Origin of the sequence: Actinoplanes auranticolor, assembly GCF_018332655.1 — a bacterium.
Classification (GTDB): Bacteria; Actinomycetota; Actinomycetes; order Mycobacteriales; family Micromonosporaceae; genus Actinoplanes; species Actinoplanes auranticolor.
Genome location: NZ_BOQL01000025.1, coordinates 1 through 18,725, shown reverse-complemented (window position 1 = coordinate 18,725; position 18,725 = coordinate 1). Strand labels below are relative to the sequence as shown.

At 71.0% G+C, this 18,725-nt stretch carries 18 protein-coding genes; 10 read left to right on the top strand and 8 right to left on the bottom strand.

The window, feature by feature from the left end:
* The first annotated feature begins 130 nt into the window (after positions 1-130).
* From pstS to pstB, 4 genes are read left to right on the top strand one after another with little or no spacing between them, the layout of a single operon-like run.
* Positions 131-1,222 (top strand): phosphate ABC transporter substrate-binding protein PstS, encoded by a 1,092-nt coding sequence (gene pstS / locus Aau02nite_RS15320; protein ID WP_212989091.1) that lies wholly within the window; start codon positions 131-133, stop codon positions 1,220-1,222.
* Positions 1,223-1,268: 46 nt separating this feature from the next.
* Positions 1,269-2,354: a phosphate ABC transporter permease subunit PstC gene (gene pstC, locus Aau02nite_RS15315; RefSeq protein WP_212989090.1), complete on the top strand. Its 1,086-nt coding sequence runs from the start codon at positions 1,269-1,271 to the stop codon at positions 2,352-2,354.
* A gap of 32 nt (positions 2,355-2,386) precedes the next feature.
* Complete coding sequence (gene pstA, locus Aau02nite_RS15310; RefSeq protein ID WP_438841138.1) at positions 2,387-3,433, top strand: phosphate ABC transporter permease PstA; 1,047 nt, start codon at positions 2,387-2,389, stop codon at positions 3,431-3,433.
* Positions 3,434-3,449: 16 nt separating this feature from the next.
* Complete coding sequence (pstB, locus tag Aau02nite_RS15305; RefSeq protein ID WP_212989088.1) at positions 3,450-4,226, top strand: phosphate ABC transporter ATP-binding protein PstB; 777 nt, start codon at positions 3,450-3,452, stop codon at positions 4,224-4,226.
* Here pstB and Aau02nite_RS15300 read toward each other — a convergent pair whose 3' ends face one another.
* On the bottom strand, positions 4,227-4,988 hold the full coding sequence (locus Aau02nite_RS15300) for an NUDIX hydrolase (protein ID WP_212989173.1): 762 nt from the start codon (positions 4,986-4,988) through the stop codon (positions 4,227-4,229).
* A gap of 81 nt (positions 4,989-5,069) precedes the next feature.
* Between Aau02nite_RS15300 and Aau02nite_RS15295 the strand changes: the two genes are divergently transcribed.
* A complete protein-coding gene (locus Aau02nite_RS15295; RefSeq protein WP_212989087.1) occupies positions 5,070-6,059 on the top strand; it encodes a Gfo/Idh/MocA family protein in 990 nt (329 codons plus the stop codon).
* Here the strand turns inward: Aau02nite_RS15295 and Aau02nite_RS15290 are convergent.
* The 5 genes from Aau02nite_RS15290 to Aau02nite_RS15270 form a co-directional block, all read right to left on the bottom strand.
* Positions 6,049-6,927, bottom strand: coding sequence for an RNA polymerase sigma-70 factor (locus Aau02nite_RS15290; RefSeq protein ID WP_212989086.1), 879 nt, complete (start codon positions 6,925-6,927; stop codon positions 6,049-6,051). The genes Aau02nite_RS15295 and Aau02nite_RS15290 overlap by 11 nt on opposite strands.
* Positions 6,924-7,514, bottom strand: a complete 591-nt coding sequence (locus tag Aau02nite_RS15285) for a carboxymuconolactone decarboxylase family protein (RefSeq protein WP_212989085.1) — start codon at positions 7,512-7,514, stop codon at positions 6,924-6,926. Before Aau02nite_RS15285 ends, Aau02nite_RS15290 begins: the two co-directional genes overlap by 4 nt.
* A gap of 57 nt (positions 7,515-7,571) precedes the next feature.
* On the bottom strand, positions 7,572-8,579 hold the full coding sequence (locus Aau02nite_RS15280; RefSeq protein ID WP_212989084.1) for an inorganic phosphate transporter: 1,008 nt from the start codon (positions 8,577-8,579) through the stop codon (positions 7,572-7,574).
* 3 nt (positions 8,580-8,582) lie between these two features.
* Positions 8,583-9,209, bottom strand: a complete 627-nt coding sequence (locus Aau02nite_RS15275; protein WP_212989083.1) for a DUF47 domain-containing protein — start codon at positions 9,207-9,209, stop codon at positions 8,583-8,585.
* Positions 9,210-9,365: 156 nt separating this feature from the next.
* Positions 9,366-10,322: a PI-PLC domain-containing protein gene (locus Aau02nite_RS15270; protein ID WP_246595161.1), complete on the bottom strand. Its 957-nt coding sequence runs from the start codon at positions 10,320-10,322 to the stop codon at positions 9,366-9,368.
* 105 nt (positions 10,323-10,427) lie between these two features.
* On the opposite strand from Aau02nite_RS15270, the gene sigJ reads away from it, so the two are divergent.
* A complete protein-coding gene (sigJ, locus tag Aau02nite_RS15265) occupies positions 10,428-11,312 on the top strand; it encodes an RNA polymerase sigma factor SigJ (RefSeq protein WP_212989082.1) in 885 nt (294 codons plus the stop codon).
* Here sigJ and Aau02nite_RS15260 read toward each other — a convergent pair.
* Positions 11,295-11,801 carry a DUF402 domain-containing protein gene (locus tag Aau02nite_RS15260; RefSeq protein WP_212989081.1) on the bottom strand — a complete coding sequence of 169 codons (507 nt, stop codon included), beginning with the start codon at positions 11,799-11,801 and terminating at the stop codon, positions 11,295-11,297. The genes sigJ and Aau02nite_RS15260 overlap by 18 nt on opposite strands.
* A 20-nt stretch (positions 11,802-11,821) precedes the next feature.
* On the opposite strand from Aau02nite_RS15260, the gene Aau02nite_RS15255 reads away from it, so the two are divergent.
* Together Aau02nite_RS15255 and Aau02nite_RS15250 are read left to right on the top strand one after the other, a co-directional pair.
* Complete coding sequence (locus Aau02nite_RS15255; protein WP_212989080.1) at positions 11,822-13,891, top strand: ATP-dependent DNA helicase; 2,070 nt, start codon at positions 11,822-11,824, stop codon at positions 13,889-13,891.
* A gap of 114 nt (positions 13,892-14,005) precedes the next feature.
* Entirely contained in the window at positions 14,006-16,753 is a 2,748-nt protein-coding gene (locus Aau02nite_RS15250) for a transglycosylase domain-containing protein (protein WP_212989079.1), read from the top strand.
* A gap of 40 nt (positions 16,754-16,793) precedes the next feature.
* On the opposite strand, the gene Aau02nite_RS15245 is transcribed toward Aau02nite_RS15250, so the two are convergent.
* Entirely contained in the window at positions 16,794-18,089 is a 1,296-nt protein-coding gene (locus Aau02nite_RS15245) for an AI-2E family transporter (RefSeq protein WP_438841136.1), read from the bottom strand.
* 140 nt (positions 18,090-18,229) lie between these two features.
* Between Aau02nite_RS15245 and Aau02nite_RS15240 the strand changes: the two genes are divergently transcribed.
* Both Aau02nite_RS15240 and Aau02nite_RS15235 read left to right on the top strand, forming a co-directional pair.
* Complete coding sequence (locus Aau02nite_RS15240) at positions 18,230-18,526, top strand: GroES family chaperonin (RefSeq protein WP_212989171.1); 297 nt, start codon at positions 18,230-18,232, stop codon at positions 18,524-18,526.
* Between the two features lie 18 nt (positions 18,527-18,544).
* Positions 18,545-18,725: hypothetical protein (locus Aau02nite_RS15235; protein ID WP_212989078.1), on the top strand; the 181-nt coding region annotated here is incomplete at its 3' end.

Sequence of the window (18,725 nt, the reverse complement as noted above, 5' to 3'; positions counted from 1 at the left end):
TTCACCCTGCGTTCACTTATGCCCGGGGAGCCGGTCACTTCGCGCTCTTAGCTTTTCGTCTGTGCCGATGAGAGTTCGGCCGGCCGGGACTACAGAGCCCGGAGTTGCGATTCATTTGAAGGGAAACCCGTTGAAGCTCCAGCGGTTCTACGTTGCCGGCATTGCCCTGACCGCCTCGGTAGCGCTCGCGGCATGCGGCTCTGACAACACCGACTCCCCCGCGGCCAGCGACGCCTCGGCCGCCTCCGCGAACTGCGCGGCCGGCGACCTGACGGCGCAGGGTTCCTCAGCGCAGAAGAACGCCATGGACGAATGGATCAAGGCGTACCAGGGCCAGTGCTCGGGCGCCAAGATCGGCTACGAGAGCTCCGGCTCCGGCGCCGGCATCCAGGCGTTCATCGCCGGCACGGCCGACTTCGCCGGTTCCGACTCCGCCCTCAAGGAGGATGAGCAGCCGCAGGCCGACGCCAAGTGCCCCGGTGGCCAGGCGCTCAACCTCCCGATGGTGATCGGCCCCATCGCGGTCGTCTACAACCTCGACGGCGTCGAGAACCTGCAGTTCTCGCCGGCCACCCTGGCCAAGATCTTCGCCGGCAAGGTCACCAAGTGGGACGACCCGGCGATCAAGGCGGAGAACGCCGACGCCAAGCTCCCGTCGACGGCGATCCAGTCCGTGCACCGCTCCGACGAGTCGGGCACGACCGACAACTTCACCAAGTACCTGAGCAAGACCGCCGAGGCGGACTGGACGTTCGGCAACGCCAAGGCCTGGAAGGCCCCGGGCGGCGTCGGCGCGGCCAAGTCGGACGGCGTGGCGACCGCGGTCAAGAGCACGGTCGGCGCCATCTCCTACGTCGAGCTCTCCTTCGCGGAGAACAGCGACCTGAAGATGGCCAAGATCAAGAACGGTGCGGGCGAGTTCGTCGAGCTCACCGGCGAGAGCGCCGGTAAGACCATCGCCGGCGCCAAGGTCAAGGGCACCGGCAACGACCTGGCCCTCGACATCGACTACACCACCACCGAGGCCGGCGCGTACCCGATCGTCCTGGTCACGTACGAGATCGCCTGCAGCAAGGGCAGCCCCAAGGCCGCGGCCATCAAGGGCTTCCTGAGCTACACCGCCAGCACCGGTGGCCAGTCCGCGCTCGCTGAGCTCGGCTACGCCCCGCTGCCGGAGGCAGTCCGCAGCAAGGTCGAGACCTCGGTCGCGGCCATCTCCTGATCTGACCACAGCGCTCCCACCCCTCTAGACGACAGCGAGCGAGCGAATGGGTGACTTTCCCTCCCGCTCGGCGAGCACCGAAGCCGGCGGATCGAGCGTGACAGCACGTCACGCCCGGTCCGCCGGCGGCGGCCTATCGCCGATACCTCCCGATGACCTCGACGGCAGCCGCCCGCCGCTCGGTGGTGGGGGCGCCCTGCCCAGGAAGGCCCGGTTCTCCATGGAGACCGGCTTCCGGGCCCTCAGCACGGCCGCCGGCGCGATGGTGCTGGTCATCATCGTCGCCATCGCGATCTTCCTGATCTCGAAGGCCGTGCCCGCCCTGCAGGCGAACACCGAGAACTTCCTGAGCTACAAGGCCTGGTTCCCGAACGACGCCGAGCCCAAGTTCGGCATCGCCGCGCTGGCCTTCGGCACGGTCCTGACCTCGATCATCGCGCTGATCGTCGCGGTGCCCATCGCCCTGGGCATCGCCCTCTTCCTCTCGCACTACGCGCCCAAGCGCCTGGCCAACCCGCTCGGCTTCATCATCGACCTGCTCGCCGCGGTGCCCAGCGTCGTCTTCGGCCTCTGGGGCCGGGACGTGTTCCGGGTACCGGTGCAGGACTTCTCGGTCTGGCTGAACAAGTACTTCAGCTGGCTGCCGATCTTCGGGGGCGACGGGCCGTTCGGCCGGTCGATCCTGCTCGGCAGCCTGGTACTGGCGATCATGGTGCTGCCGATCGTGACGTCGCTGTCGCGTGAGGTCTTCCAGCAGACCCCGCTGATGAACGAGGAGGCGGCGCTGGCCCTGGGCGCCACCAAGTGGGAGATGATCCGCACGGCGGTGGTGCCGTACGGCAAGCCCGGCGTCATCGCCGCGATCATGCTGGGCCTGGGCCGCGCGCTCGGCGAGACCATCGCCCTGGCCCTGACCCTGGGCATCGTCTTCAACATCTCGTTCAACCTGATCGAGAGCGGCGGCAACAGCATCGCCGCCAACATCGCCAACACCTTCGGCGAGGCCAACGCCACCGGCCGCGGTGCGCTCATCGCCTCCGGCCTGGTGCTCTTCGCCATCACCCTGGTCGTCAACATGGCTGCGCGGGCGATCATCTACCGCCGCCGCGAGTTCCGGGACAGTGCCGCATGAGTCTTCTGGAAAAGGAAGTCCCCGGGGTCGTCATGACGCCGGACAACATCCGGTCGAAGAAGCTGCCGTGGGCGGTCGACCTGGGCGTCGCCGTCGTCGCGCTGATCGTGGCCGCGGCGGTCGTGCTCGGCCTCGGCCTGGGCAACTGGGTCCTCGTCGTGGTGGTCGGCATCGTCTTCTACCTGGCCGGGATGTTCGCCGCGGCGACCCGCGTCGAGGGGCGCCGCTCGGCCCGCAACCGGCTCTGGAAGACGCTGATCTACGCGGCCTGCATCCTGGCGATCCTGCCGCTGGCCTCGGTGGTGTGGACGCTGGTCTCCAAGGGCGCCGCCCGCCTCGACGGCGAGTTCTTCGGCACCTCGATGAACAACATCGGCGCCCGGGACCCCAACGGTGGCGCGTACCACGCGATCATCGGCACGCTGGAGCAGGTCGGCCTCGCCACCCTGATGGCAGTCCCGCTGGGCGTGCTGGGCGCGATCTACCTGGTCGAGTACGGCCGCGGCAAGTTCGCCCTGACCGTGCGCTTCTTCGTCGACGTCATGACCGGCATCCCGTCGATCGTGGCCGGCCTGTTCATCCTGGCGTTCTGGGTGCTGATCGTCAGCCCCTGGTTCAACAACGGCACGCCGCGCTTCTCCGGCTTCGCCGCCTCACTGGCGCTGACCGTGCTGATGTTGCCGACGATCGTGCGGTCCACGGAGGAGATGCTGCGGCTGGTGCCCGGCCCGCTGCGCGAGGGTGCGTACGCACTGGGTGTGCCGCAGTGGAAGACGATCGTCAAGGTCGTCCTACCGACCGCACTGCCCGGCATCGTCACCGGCGTCATGCTCGCCGTCGCCCGCGCCGCCGGCGAGACCGCCCCGGTGCTGCTGGTGGCCGGTGGCGCCGCCGCGATCAACTTCGACCCGTTCGCCGGCAACCAGTCGTCGCTGGCGCTGTACGTGTATCAGCAGGCCGGTGACGCCTCGCGGTTCGCACCGGAACGCGCCTGGACGGCGGCACTGACGCTGGTCGCCCTGGTCCTCATCCTGACGATCGCGGCGAAGCTGCTCGCCCGCCGCAACCGGCTGACCTGACAAAGAGGTGTCCCCCATGGCCAAGCGCATCGAGGCGAGCAACGTCTCGTCCTACTACGGCTCGTTCAAGGCGATCGACAGCATCTCCATGACCGTGGAGCCGAAGACGATCACCGCCCTGATCGGCCCCTCCGGCTGCGGCAAGTCGACGTTCCTGCGGTCCATCAACCGCATGCACGAGGTGCTGCCGAACGCCCGCATCGAGGGCCGGCTCACCATCGACGACCAGAACATCTACGACTCCGACGTCGACGTCACCGCCGTACGCCGGATGATCGGCATGGTGTTCCAGCGCCCCAACCCGTTCCCCACGATGTCGATCTACGAGAACGTGGTCGCGGGCCTGAAGCTCAACGGCGTCAAGAAGAAGTCCCTGCTGGACGACGCGGCGGAGAAGTCGCTGAAGTCGGCCAACCTCTGGGACGAGGTCAAGGACCGCCTGGCCCGCCCGGGTGCCGGCCTCTCCGGCGGTCAGCAGCAGCGCCTCTGCATCGCCCGCACCATCGCGGTGCAGCCGCAGGTCGTGCTCATGGACGAGCCCTGCTCGGCGCTCGACCCGATCTCGACGCTGGCCATCGAGGACCTGATGTTCAAGCTCAAGGACCAGTTCACGATCATCATCGTCACGCACAACATGCAGCAGGCGGCCCGGGTCAGCGACAAGACCGGTTTCTTCTCGATCGAGAAGACCGGCGACCCCGGCCGGCTCATCGAGTACGACGACACGCAGAAGATCTTCAGCAACCCGGCCGAGAAGAAGACCGAGGACTACATCACCGGCCGCTTCGGCTGATCACAGGTGCAGCACGCCGCCGTCTTCCGTCAGCTCGACCCGGGGCATGACAGGAGCGGCGGCGTTCCGCTCTCCGGAGGCTGCCGCAACTTCAGAAATACTTCGGTACGGGGACAGATCGTCCAGCATCGCCCGCGTAGGTGGCAGCATGGCCAGGCCGTTGGCGGCCGCCGGGCTGATCCACATGGTCCGGTCGGCCTCACCGGAAACGTCCCGCGCCGTCTGGGCCGGAGGCAGGGCCGCCACGAAGAACCAGGTGTCGAAGCGCCTCGGCTCGAACTCCGGGGTGATCCACCGGGCCCACGGGAAGAGCAGATCGTCCCGCAGCCGCAGGTCCCGCCGGTCGAGGAGCTCGGTCATGGTCAGCTCCCGCCGGTGCACGGCGACCCGGTCGGCCTCCCAGTCGTCCCCGCTGACATCGCCCACCAGCTCGTCACCGGCCGGGCCCGCGAGCAGGATTCCCGCCTCCTCGAAAAGCTCTCGGGCCGCCGCGCCCACCACGGCCTTCGCTTCCCGCTCGGGGACGCCCAGCCGCTCGGGCCAATCGCTCCGGATCGTCCGCGGGAGGTCGTTACGGTCGACGCCGCCGCCCGGGAAGGCGTGCAGGCCGCCGAAGACCATCGTCGACGCGCGTCTGAGCACGTACACCTCGAAGCTCGCACCGCCCGGGCGCAGGAGCACGACGGTGGCCGCCGGGCGGGCCGGGGCCGGCGGGCCGGCGAAGTCGCGGGCCCGCTGCAGCATGGCCGCCGGTAGCGGCATCGATTGGCTCACCCGCTGATCCTGCCCCATCCGCCGCGGGCTGGCAGCGCTACCCGTCGCGCGGAGGATACGGTGGCGATCATGACCGATAAGAACGTCCGCTGGGGCATCCTGGGCACCGGCGGCATCGCCAGTACCTTCGCGTCCGACCTGCCGCTCGTGCCCGGCGCCGAGCTCGCCGCCGTCGGATCCCGTACCGGTGCGGCCGCGACCGCGTTCGCCGAGCGGCACGGCTTCGCCCGCGCCCACGGCTCCTGGGCCGAGCTGGCCGCCGACCCCGGCGTCGACGTGATCTACGTGGCGACCCCGCACGCGTTCCACCTCGACGCGGCGCTGGCCTGCCTGGCGGGCGGCAAGGCGGTGCTGTGCGAGAAGCCGATGACCCTGGACCACGCATCCTCGGCGCGGCTGGTGCGGGAGGCCGGCAGCCGTGGCCTGTTCCTGATGGAGGCCATGTGGATGCGCTGCAACCCGGCGGTGCGGCGGATCGTCGAGCTGGTCGACGAGGGCGCGATCGGCGAGGTCACCGCGGTGCACGCGGACTTCGGGCTGCAGGGGCCGTTCGAGGCGACACACCGCCTGCGTGACCCCGCGCTGGGCGGCGGCGCCCTGCTCGACCTGGGCGTCTACCCGCTCAACCTGGCCCACCTGATCCTCGGCTCCCCCGCGACGGTGCACAGCTGGGCGCGGCTCACCGCGGAGGGCGTGGACGACAACACCGGCATGCTGCTGGGCTACGACTCGGGCGCCGTCGCGGCCCTGACCTGCAGCCTGGTCGGTGAGACCCGCAACGCCGCGTCGATCACCGGCACGCTGGGCCGGATCGACCTGCCGCAGGGCTTCTTCGTGCCCCGCTCGTTCCTGCTGCACCGGGCGGGCGCGGAGCCGGAGGAGATCACCTACCCGTTCGAGGGCAGCGGCTACCAGTACGAGGCGGCGGAGGTGCAGCGCTGCCTGGCCGAGGGCCTGCTGGAGAGCCCGCTGATGCCGCACCGGACGACCCTGGAGATCATGACCCTGATGGACACCATCCGCGCCCAGCTCGGCGTCGTCTACCCGGTCACCGGCTGAGCCGGGCCTCCGCGCCGAGCCGGGCCAGCTTGTGCGGGTTGCGGACCGCGTAGATCCGGGTGATCCGCCCGCCGTCGATCACCAGGTTCACCACCGTGTCCAGCTCGCCGGCGAGGTCGAGCCGCATCGCCGGCGCCCCGTTGAGCCACATCGGCAGCACGGCGAAGTCACCGGCGAGCTCGGCCACGCTCGCCAGCAGCGGACCCACCCGCCGGGCGGCCACGATCGGGCGGCGAGCCGCGGCGACGACGCCGCCGCCGTCCGACACCAGGACGACATCGGGCGCGAGCACGTCCAGCAGCCCTTGCAGGTCGCCGTCGCGGACCGCGGCCCGGAACCGCTCCACGACGGCCTCCTGCTCGGCCCGGCTCACCCGCACCCGCGGGCGCCGCGCAGCCACATGCGCACGGGCCCGATGGGCGAGCTGCCGCACCGCCGCGGGCGTCTTGCCGACCGCGGCCGCGATCTCGTCGTACGGCGTCTCGAACACCTCACGCAGCACGAACACGGCCCGCTCGGTGGGCCCGAGCGTCTCCAGCACCATCAGCATCGCGAACGAGACACTCTCCGCCAGCTCGATGTCCTCGGCCACATCCGGGCTCGTCAGCAGCGGCTCGGGCAACCACTCGCCGACGTACTGCTCACGCCGGCGGGCCAGCGTCCGCATCCGGTTGAGCGCCTGCCGGGTGACGACCTGCACCAGGTAGGCCCGGCCGTCGCGAATCCCGCGCTGGGCCTCGGCGCCGAGATCCGCCCACCGCAGCCAGGTCTCCTGCACGACGTCCTCGGCGTCGGCGGCCGAGCCGAGCATCTCGTAGGCGACCGTGAACAGCAGGCTGCGGTGGGCGAGGAACGGATCGTCGGTCATGCGCCCGCCGGGGCACCGCTCGGCTGGGCCAGGGGCGCCAGGCCGCACGACGCCGACAATCCCTCGGACTCGATGCCGAGGGCGACGTTCATGCGCGCGGCCTGGTTGGCGAAGGCGATCCAGGCGGTGAGCTCGATCATCGCCGGGGCGCCGAGCCGGCTGAGCAGGCTGGCGGAGAGGTCGTCGGTCACGGTCGGCGGGGTCTGCGACATCGCCTCGGCGTACTCCAGCACGTCGCGCTCCAGCGGCGTGAAGACCTGCGACTCGCGCCACCGCGGGACCTCACGGGCCTTGGCCTCGTCCAGGCCCTTGTTGTGGGCCTGGAAGTAGCCGAGGTCCAGGCAGAACGAGCAGCCGACCAGCGCGGCCACCGCCATGTGGGCGTACGACTTGAGGTCCTCGTCGCACTCGTGCCACTTGGCGGCCCTGCGGCCCGTGCCCATGCTGGTGCTGAGCACCTGCCGGTTGTGCCACAGCACTTCGAGGCCCTCGGGCACCCCGCCGAACATCTTCCTGGTGAACCTCTTGAGCACGGCGCCGTAGACACCGGTGATCTCAGTCCTGGGGACCCTGGTGTTGCCGGTCATGTCTCCTCCTCGGTGTCGATGACATGAAGACACCGAGGAGGAGCGATCTGTGACAGATCAGCCGAAGATCGGCCGGACCGCGAAGTAGACCAGGCAGGCGATGAACGCCGCCGCCGGGAAGGTCGTGATCCAGGCGAGGATGATGTTGCCGGCGACGTTCCAGCGGACCGCGCTCAGCCGCTTGGTCGAGCCGACGCCCATGATCGCCGAGGTGATGGTGTGCGTCGTCGAGATCGGCGCGTGCAGGACCAGTGCGTTGAAGAACAGCACCGAGCTGGCCACCGTCTCGGCCGCGAAGCCCTCGGCCGGACCGAGGTCGATGATCTTGCGGCCCAGGGTCCGGATGATGCGCCAGCCGCCCGCGTACGTGCCGGCCGCGAGCACCGCCGCCGAGGTCCAGAACACCCACCACGGGATGTGCGTGGCGCTGTCCTGGAAACCGCCGGTGTACAGCGCCAGCACGATGATGCCCATGGTCTTCGCCGCGTCCTGCATGCCGTGTCCCACGGACATGAACGCGGCCGAGACCGTCTGGGCGTGGCGGAAGCCGCGGTTCAGCTTGCCCGGCTGGCCCCGGCGGAAGGCCCACATGATCGCGACCATGAAGATGAAGCCCAGCATGAAACCGACCAGCGGCGAGGCCACCATCGGGATCAGCACCTTCTCGACGATGGTGGCCCACTGGACCGTGCCCTCGGTGGCGAACAACGTCGCGCCGACCAGGCCGCCGAAGAGCGCGTGCGACGAGGACGACGGCAGGCCGAAGTACCAGGTGATGAGGTTCCAGGTGATCGCGCCGACCACGCCCGCGAAGACGACCCCCAGGCTGGGGATACCGAGCGGCAGCTTGACCAGGCCGTCGCCGACCGTCTTGGCCACCTCCGCGCCGAAGTGGGCGCCGATGAAGTTGCCGACCGCGGCCATCGCGAGCGCGACGCGCGGGGTCAGGGCCCGGGTGCTGACGCTGGTGGCGATGGCGTTCGCCGCGTCGTGGAAACCGTTGGTGTAGTCGAAGGCCATCGCGGCGAGGATCACCGCGAGCACTGCGACGAGCTCGGCGGACAAGGCCTAGGACTCCTTGACCGTGATGGTCTCGACCGTGTTGGCCACCCGCTCGAAGGCGTCGCACGCGTCCTCGAGCTCGTCGGCGACCTCCTTCATCTTCAGCACCGTGAGCGCGTCGTACTCGCCGGAGAAGAGCCGGACCAGCAGCATCCGGTACGCCCGGTCGCCGTCGTTCTCCAGGCGGTTGATCTCGATCCAGTACTCCTCGAGATTCTTCATGGTCTTGAGCCGCGGCATCGCGTCGGCCGTGACCTTGGCCTGCTGGTCGAGGACGTTGACCAGCTCGTGCATCTCGCGCGGCAGCGACGGCAGCTCGGTGAGGCCGTACAGGTAGAGCAGGTTGCCGACCGCTTCGAGGTGGTCCATGACGTCGTCGAGCTGCGAGCCCAGCGAGTAGATGTCCTCGCGGTCGAACGGCGTGATGAAGGTCGAGTTGATCTTCTTGTACAGCTCGTGGGTGATCTGGTCGCTGTCGTGCTCGACGTCGGTCAGCCGGTCGCTGACCGACTGCACGTCCACCCCGGGCAGAGCCAGCTCGTTGAGCAGCTCGGTGCCACGCACGAGGTTCTGGGCTGCCCGGGTGAACAGCTCGTAGAAGGCGCCCTCGGTGGGGCGGAAGGAGAACTTCACGGCGCGAACCTCGTTTGCGGGTGGACGGGGTCTGGCGAATTCGAGGGAATGCTAGGTAATGCCTCGCCGGGTACCGAGCCCGCCTACCCCTGCTCAACAGCAGTTCAGTGCTCGTTCACCTGCTGTTCACCTGGAAGCGTCACTTATGCGGATCTTTCAGACGGCGGGGGCGATGTCCGGGTGCTGATCGGTGGCCCGCGGGGCCGGCGTGGGACGCCGGGGTGGCACTCGCGGCGGCACCGGCCGGAGTACGGGATGCCGGCGCAGATGCCGGGCCAGTCCGGCCTGGTCCACGTCGGCGATCACGTCCACCCCGGCCCCGGCCAGCTCGGTCCAGATCGCCTGCCGGGCCTTGCGGGAGCCGGTGGGCAGCCCGCAGACACGGACCGTACGCCCGTCCTCGTGCGCGGAGCGGACCAGCGCGTGCAGCAGGTGCCGCTCCTCGGCGGAGATCGGCTCGCACCCGTCCCAGCCGAACCGGCGGCTCCACGGCTCACTGATCATCGGCACCAGCGCGGGCGGGGCCGACGCGGCACCGATGTCGTCGAACGAGCCGTCCGCGAAGGCGTACCGGCGGGACTGCGTGGCGAGCAGGTCACGGACGTCGACGATGCCGGTGATGGCGACCGTGACGGCTCCCGGGTCGAGGCGGCCGTCGACGCAGCGGCTCAGCAACGGCGCGTGGTCGCGCAGCTGCTGGTCGAGCATCCGGTACGCCCGCAGCAGGGTGTCCGCGTCCCGGACCGGCCCGGTGAACTCGACGACCAGCCGGAACGGCACCCGCTGGTCCCGGCAGAGCCGGCCGCCGCGCGCCTGGGCCCGGGCGAACAGCGGGGACAGGACCATCCGGCGCAACGTACGGCCGGGTTGCGGCACCCCGGAGCCGAGGAACAGCTCGCCGTGCGGACCCGGGCGCACCGGGACGGTGAGGCCGGCCAGCCCGCGGCGCAGCACACCGGGCAGCGGATCGCCGGCCTGGCTGCCCACCAGCGCATGCCCGGCGGGCAGGTACGGTCGCGGCCGGCGAGCCACCGCGACGCCGAGTGTCGCCGCGCCGGTGGCTCCCGCCACGCCGGCCAACGCGCCCAGCAGGGTCGCCACGTCGTTCGCCACCGTCTGCCCCCCTCAAACGCGAAATAGGACCAAATACTCTTATCGCGCTCACCACTGTGTCATACGTGACACCTGTGACCGGGCAATGTCCTTCAGAATTCCCCCATGCCGTCGGACCCTTTCGAAGCTGAGCGCCCACACCTGCTGGCCGTCGCGTACCGGATGCTCGGCAGCCGCGCCGAGGCCGAGGACGCCGTCCAGGAGACCTGGCTGCGATACCACAAGGCCCGCACCGGCGGGGAGATCCACGACCTGCGCGGCTGGCTGACCACGATCACCGGCCGGATCTGCCTGGACGTGCTCAAGTCGGCCCGGGTCCGCCGCGAGGCCTACCCCGGCCAGTGGCTGCCGGAGCCGGTGGTGTCGTTCCTCGACGACCCCGCGGAACGGGTCACCCAGCGTACGGAGGTCAGCCTCGCGCTGCTCGTGGTGCTGGAGAAGCTCACGCCCGAGCAGCGGGTCGCGGTGGTCCTGCACGACGCGTTCGCGGTCCCGTTCGAGGAGGTCGCCACGGTGCTCAACACCAGCGTCTCCGCGGCGCGCCAGCACGCCTCGCGGGGCCGGCGGGCCATTGCCCAGGGACAGGCCCGGCACACCGCGGATCTGCCCGAGCAACGCAAGGTGCTCGACGCGTTCCTGGCCGCGGCGGCCTCCGGTGACCTGCAGGCCCTCGCGGCCGTGCTGGCGCCCGAGGTGGTGGCGATCGGCGACGGCGGCGGCGTGGTCAACGCCGGCCTCAACCCGGTCGTCGGCCTGGACCGCGTGGCCCGCTTCTACATCGGCATCCTGAGCCGGCGGGCGCAGGAGTACACCGACGTCACGGTCGAGCCGGTGCTGGTCAACGGCGACGCGGGCGTCCTGGTCCGCGGGCGCTACCCGACCGGGCGCCCGCTGCTCTTCGTGCTCACGGTGGCCGTCGCCGACGGCCGCGTCACGGCCGTCTACAACCAGCTCAACCCGGCCAAGCTGCGGTCAGTCGACGACCGCTGAGAGCCATTTCCGGTACGTCGTAGCGAACGGTTCGGAGCCGTCGCCCAGGGCCACGAACAGGCGCTTGGCGGCGGCCCGGGCCTCGGTGACCAGGTCGTCCGGATAGCCGAAGCGCACCTGGTGGTCGGCGAACTCGTCCTCGTCGCGCAGCTCGATCACCCCGGTGTCACGGCGCCGCGAGACGTCCAGGTCCAGGTCGACGATGTACACGGTGTCACCCTCCCAGCGCGCCGGGGTGGTGATGTCGCAGTAGACCTCGCTGGTGCGCGGCGGCGGGTTGAACATCCCGGTCCACCACGCCCGGTGCGGGATCAGCAGCACGAACGGGATCTGCTCGACCGACGGCAGGCCGTGGTAGACGGACTCCGTGCCGCGGGTCACACCGACCCAGACACCCAGCTCGTCCTCGTTGAGCCGGCGGGCCGGGTAGTCGCGGTGGGCGGAGCCGTCGTACTTGGTGTAGACGACCCGGACCATCTCGCTCGGCATGACAAGACCCTAACGGTGACATGGTTTCGTCGGTGGTGGCGGGTACGGTCTCCGACGTGACTGCCGCGACCCGCAAGAAGGCAACCGCGTCCCAGCTTCTCGCCGCCGCCGTCGGCGCTGTCCCGGGCGGCGCCTCCCGGCCCGGCCAGGAGGAGATGGCCGCGGCCATCGAGCGGGCCGTCAAGCAACGCGAACATCTGCTCGTGCAGGCCGGCACCGGCACCGGCAAGTCCCTGGCCTACCTGACGCCGGCCCTGCTGGTCGACGGCCCGGTGGTGGTCTCCACCGCGACCCTGGCCCTGCAGAACCAGCTCGTCGAGCACGACCTGCCCCGGCTGGCCGACGCGGTGGAGCCGGTGCTGGGCCGCCGCCCGACCTTCGCGGTGCTCAAGGGCCGGCACCACTACCTCTGCGTGGCCAAGCTCGAGCACGCCGACGAGGAGGCGCCGACCGACACCCTCTTCGACGACGCGCCGCCGCGCGCGACCCAGTGGCTGGGTGAGGCCGGCAAGCTCGGCAAGCAGATCCTGCGTGTGCAGGCCTGGGCGGAGAAGACGAAGACCGGCGACCGCGACGAGCTCGACCCGGGTGTCGACGAGACCGCCTGGCGGCAGGTGTCGATGCCGGCCCGCGACTGCGTGGGCGCGGCCCGCTGCCCGTACGGCGCCGAGTGCTTCGCGGAGGCCTCCCGGGTGCGCGCCCGCGAGGCCGACATCGTGGTGACCAACCACAGCCTGCTCGCGGTCGACATGCTCGCCGAACGCAACATCGTCCCCCCGCACAAGCTCCTGATCGTCGACGAGGCGCACGAGCTGGCCGACCGGGTGTCCTCGGCCGCGCAGGCCGAGCTGACCCCGGAGGCGGTCGAGCGGGCGTCCCGGCGGGCCAGGCCGCTGGTCTCCGCGGCCGCCGCGGAGGCGCTGGCGGAGGCGGCCGACGCGCTGACCGTCGGCCTGAGCGACCTCCCGGCGGGCCGCCTGACCACGGGCCTGCCCCCGCTGCTGCACCAGGCCGTGCTGCTGATCGACTCGGCCACCCGGGCCGCGCTGGACGCGATCGGTGACATCAAGAACGATGACCCCGACCCGGTCCGCAAGCAGCAGGCCAAGGCGACCCTGGACGACATCTCGACCACGGCCCAGCGGCTGCTGGAGGAAGACCAGTACGACGTGGCCTGGGTGGAGAAGTCCGACCTCGGCAACGGCCGCCGGGCCCTGGTGGTGGCCCCGCTCTCGGTCGCCGGCACCCTGGCCACCAACCTGTACGAAGAGCGCACGGTGGTCGCCACCTCGGCGACGCTGACGCTGGGCGGCCGCTTCGACACGGTGGCCCGTTCCCTCGGGCTGCCGGCCCCGGCTCCCGTCCCGGCGGCCCGCTCCGGCGCCGGCCTGACCGCGGACGCGCCGCCGGTCTCCGGTGACGGCTGGAGCTCACTGGACGTCGGCTCCCCGTTCGACTACCCCCGCCAGGGCATCCTGTACGTCGCCGCGCACCTGCCCCGCCCGGCCGCCTCCGGTCTGCCCGACCCCGCCGGTGAGGAGCTGCTCAAGCTGGTGGAGGCCCTCGGCGGCCGTACTCTGGGTTTGTTCTCCTCCCGCCGCGCGGCCACCCAGGCCGCCGAGCTGCTGCGCGCCCGCACCGACCTGCCGGTGCTGTTGCAGGGCGAGGAGTCGCTGCCGATCCTGGTCCGCAAGTTCCGCGAGCAGAAGGAAAGCTGCCTGTTCGGCGTGATGTCGCTGTGGCAGGGCGTGGACGTCCCCGGCGACGCCTGCCAGCTGGTGGTCATCGACCGGCTGCCGTTCCCGCGCCCGGACGAGCCGCTGGCCGCCGCCCGCGCCGCCGCCGTGGACGCCACGGGCGGTTCCGGCTTCGCCTCGGTCAGCGTCCCCATCGCCGCGGTGCGCCTGGCCCAGGGGGTGGGCCGGCTGATCCGCTCGACCGGCGACAAGGGAGTGGTCGCCGTGCTGGACTCCCGCCTGGAGACGGCCCGCGGCTACGGCGCCTTCCTGCGCAAGTCCCTGCCCCCGTTCTGGTACACGACCCGCCCGGAGGTCGCGGTCGGCGCCCTCCAGCGCCTGGCGAAGTCCTGACCGCCCGTACCGCCATGACTACTTTCCTCCGATAAGCAACAAAACCACCGTCTCATCCGTCTACTGGTCAGGTGTTGATCGACACCGACGTGGACGTCGAAGGGACCCCGCTTCATGACGGTCACCGCGGATCCGGGACCGGCCTCGCATCGCAAGCGCTTCACCCTGCCGCGGTGGTGCCGTCGCACGGTGGCGGCACTCGTGGTGGGGGCGGTGGGACTCGGCGCAGGTGTCGCCGGTTATGTGGCGAGCGTCGACCTGCCACCGGATCCGGTGCCGCCACAGGCCTCGGTCCTGTACTACCGCGACGGTCGCACGGTGCTCACCCGCATCGGCGCGACCGACCGCACCGACGTCGGGCTGAGCCAGGTCCCGGTGCCGGTCCAGCGGGCGTTCCTGGCGGCCGAGGACCGCGGCTTCTACGACCACGCCGGCGTCTCCACCCGCGGGGTGCTGCGGGCACTGTGGGCCAACGTCTTCCACGACAGTGGTCAGGGGGCGTCGACCATCACCCAGCAGTACGTGCGGAACGCGTACCTCACCCAGGACCGCACGGTCAGCCGCAAGGCCAAGGAGTTCGCCCTCGCACTGAAGGTCGAGAACCGGTTCAGCAAGGACGAGATCCTCCAGCGCTACCTCAACACCATCTACTTCGGCCGCGGCGCGTACGGCATCCAGGCCGCGGCGCACGCCTACTTCGGTACGACGGTCGACCGTCTGACCGGCTACCAGGGGGCGGTGCTGGCCGCACTCATCAAGGACCCCACCCGCGGCGACCCGGCCGCCGACGCCGAGTGGGCGCAGACCCGGTGGCGGTGGATCCTGCGGGCCATGACCGAGCAGGGCTGGCTGCCCGCCGGCGAGGCTGACCGCGCGCCGTATCCGGCCGTCGCCAAGGAGTCGGTCACCGCGAACACCGTCGGCGGTGCCGCCGGCCTGATCGCCGACCGGGTCGAGGACGAACTGGTGCGGGCGGGCATCAGCCGCCAGCAGGTGCGCACCGGTGGCCTGCGGATCACCACCACGATCGACTTCACCGCCCAGGGCGCCGCCTCCGACGCGGTGGCCGCGGCGCTGCGGGGCCAGCCCAAGGAGCTGCGGACCGCCCTGGTGGCCATCGACCCGGCCAGCGGCGGGGTACGCGCCTACTACGGCGGCGACCGGGGCCGTGGCTACTTCGACGACGCGCTCGCCGCCCGCCCGCCGGCCTCGACCATCAAACCGGTCGTCCTGGCCGCCGCCGAGGAGCGTGGCATCGGCTTCCAGTCGCTGTACAACGGCAGCTCACCCCGCCAGTTCCCGAGCCGGCAGGGAGTGCCGCTGTACAACCAGCGCAACCTGCAGTGCCCGGTGTGCCCGCTCGACCAGGCCATGGTGCACTCGCTCAACACGCCGTTCTACGCGCTGGCCGAACAGATCGGCCCGGACACCATCCGGGGCCTCGCCCACCGCCTCGGCGTGCCCGAGAAGTACGGCAAGCAGCCGACCATGGTGGACGTCGCGGGCGATCCGGCTCCGGGCCGTACCCGCCCCGACATCGCCCTCGGCCGGTATCCGGTCGCGCCGGCCGACCTGGCCACCGTCTACGCCACCCTCGCCGACCAGGGCCGGCGCCGGGACCGGCACTTCGTCGACTCGGTCATCACCGCCAAGGGCGCCGTGCTGCACCTGTACGCCGGGAAGCCGGAGCGGGTGCTCTCCGGTGCCGTGGCCGCTGACGTGCAGACCGTCCTGTCCAAGGTCGTGGCCAAGGACGGCGAGGTCGCCGGGGTCGACGCCGCCGCGAAGACCGGCTCCCAGCAATGGGGTGACACCACCGACTCCTCCGACGCGTGGACGGCCGGCTGGGCCCCCGGACTGGCCGCGGTGACGTGGATCGGCCGGGAACAGCCCGGACCCATCCGCGAGAAGAACGGCAAGGCCATCAACGGCGACGGGATGCCGTACCGGATCTGGCAGACGTTCCTGGCCGCCGCCCTGCGCGGCCAGCCCGCGCGCGCGGTGACCCGCCCGTCGCACGTGGGCCGGCTGGAGACCACCGACCTGAGGACGCTCGGCGCCGCCATCAAGGCACCGGTCGGTGCGGTCTTCCAGGGCCCGCAACAGGGCGACCAGGTCGACCGGTCCAAGGCGACCGGCTCGTGGCAGCAGCGGGTCGGCCGCCTCACCAAGGCGCTCGACAGCTACGCCGCCACCGTCCCGGAGTTCTCCGTCGCGGTCGCCGACCGCAAGACCGGGCGCCGGTTCAGCTACCACGGCGGGCGGCGGCAGGAGTCCGCGAGCATCATCAAGGCCGAGTTGCTGGCGGCGTTGCTGCTCAAGGCCCAGGACGAGGGACGCGAGCTCACCACGGCCGAGAAGAAGCGCGTGACGAAGATGATCCGGGCCAGCGACAACAACGCCGCCAGCAAGGTGTACGACGCGGTCGGCGGTCCGGACGGGCTGCGCGCGGCGGGTGAGCGCCTGGGCCTGAGCGACACCGACCCGGACGAGTCCTGGGGCCTGACCCGGACCACGGCCGACGACCAGCTCGAGGTGCTCGCCGCGCTGACGGATCCGGGCAGCGCCCTCGACGAGGACTCCCGGGAGCTGATGCTCGAGCTCATGTCGTCGGTGAACGCCGACCAGAAGTGGGGGGTCAGCGCGGCGGCCCTGCCGGGCGAGCGGGCCGCCCTGAAGAACGGCTGGGTGTCACGGACGGCCGAGGACGGACGCTGGATCATCAACAGCATGGGCCGGATCAGCGGCACCGGCACCGACACCTCCGTGGTGGTGCTGTCCCACGGCCACGGCGACAAGCAGCCCGGCATCGACGTGGTCGAGCACGTGGCCGCGCTGACCCGCAGCTACCTCGGCTGGTGACGACCCGGCCCGGGGTGGTGACCGGGGCCCGGGATGACGGTCAGGCCGGGGTGGTGGCGTTTCCGGCCGGCACGACCACGGCATCCGGTGGGGCTTCCGGGCGCTGACGGGCGAGCCGCCGTACCCCGGTGTTGAGCACCGCGATCAGCGGGACCGCCACCAGGGCCCCGATGATGCCGGCCAGCACCACGCCGGAGGCGATGCCGATGATCACGACCAGCGGGTGGATGGCCACCGCCCGGCCCATGATCAACGGCTGCAGGATGTGGCCCTCGACCTGCTGGACCAGGATCACCGCGCCCAGCACGATCAGCGCGATCACCCAGCCCTGGTCGACCAGCGCGACCAGCACCGCCACCGCGCCCGACACGCTCGCGCCCACGATCGGGATGAACGCGCCCAGGAACACCAGCGCTGCCAGCGGGAACGGGAACTGGACGTCGAGGATCACCAGCGCCAGGCCGATGCCGGTGGCGTCGATGAAAGCCACCAGCACGGTCGCACGTACGTAGGAGCCCAGCGTCGACCAGGAGGCGTCGCCCGCGTCGGCCAGGCTCCAGCGGGCGTTGACCGGGAAGAGCCGCACCAGGAAACGCCAGATCTTGCGGCCGTCGCGCAGGAAGAAGAACGTCGCGAAGAGCACCAGCAGCGTGCCGGTCAGCACCTCGAACAGGGTCGCCGCGGTGGCCACCCCGGTCGCGGTCAGCGACGACGTGTTCGCGTTGATCCAGTTCTGGGCCGAGTCGATGGCCTGGTTCACCTGTTGGTCCGACAGGTGCAGCGGGCCGGTGCGGGCCCACTCCTGGATCTGCCGCACGCCACTGATCGCCTTGTCGGTGAGCTCGCCCACCCCGTCCACGAACTGGCTGACGACCAGCGTCAACGTGCCCGCGACGGCACCGATGCCCCCGATCAGCACCAGGAAGGTCGCCAGCGACGCCGGCACCCGGTACCGGCGCAGCCAGGCGACGGCGGGCGACAACAGCGCCGAGAGCAGCAGGGCGATGGCCAGCGGGATCACGACGATGCTGACGGTGCCGACGAAACGCACCAGCACCCAGCCGACGACCCCGACGACGATGAGCCGCCACGACCACGCGGCCGCGATCCGCAGCGAGTGCGGCACCTCGGCGTCGTCCCGGCTGGAGGTCGACCGGTGATCAACCGGCGGATCCGGCGCGGGCAGCTCGAAATCGACGTCCCGATCCTCCGACCCCCGGTCGCGCTCCGTACGGGCCAGCCGGACGGACTCCCGCCCACTGTCGTACGCACGCCGCAGATTCGCCCGGACCCGTTGCAAGCGGCTCAACCCGCAGACCCCCTCGTCCGTCGTCACGCCGGTCCCACCGTAGTGCAGTCCCGCCCGGCCACCCCGTCACCACCCTCGACCGGGCTGAAGGCCACCCATCTCAGGCGCGGGCGTACCGTCCTGTCGTGAACACCGACACCCGTACCGAGGCCGGGCTGCCCATCCGGATGTTGCACGACCGCGTCCTCGTCCGGCTCGACGGCGGCGACGGCGAACGCCGCTCCAGCGCCGGCATCGTCATCCCGGCCACCGCATCGATGGGCCGCCGCCTGTCCTGGGCGAAAGCCGTCGGGGTAGGCCCGAACGTCCGCTCCATCGTCGTCGGCGACCGGGTCCTGTTCGACCCGGACGACCGCGCCGAGGTGGAGCTGCACGGCAAGGAGTACGTGCTGCTCCGCGAGCGCGACGTGCACGCGGTCGCCGCCACCCGCGTCGAGTCGGACGGGACCGGGCTCTACCTGTAGGCGGGGTCCTCGGGGTCAGTGCTGCTGGCTGCCGGAGGGGGTGGCGTCGCCGCTGCCCGGGTCGTGGTCGTGGTCGTGGTCGTGGTCTTGTCCCGGCTCGGACTGGGGCTGGCCGTGGCCTTGCTCCTGACCCTGCCCTTGGGCTTGACCTGCGTGCTGGCCCTGGCCTGCGTGCTGACCCTGGCCTGCGTGCTGACCC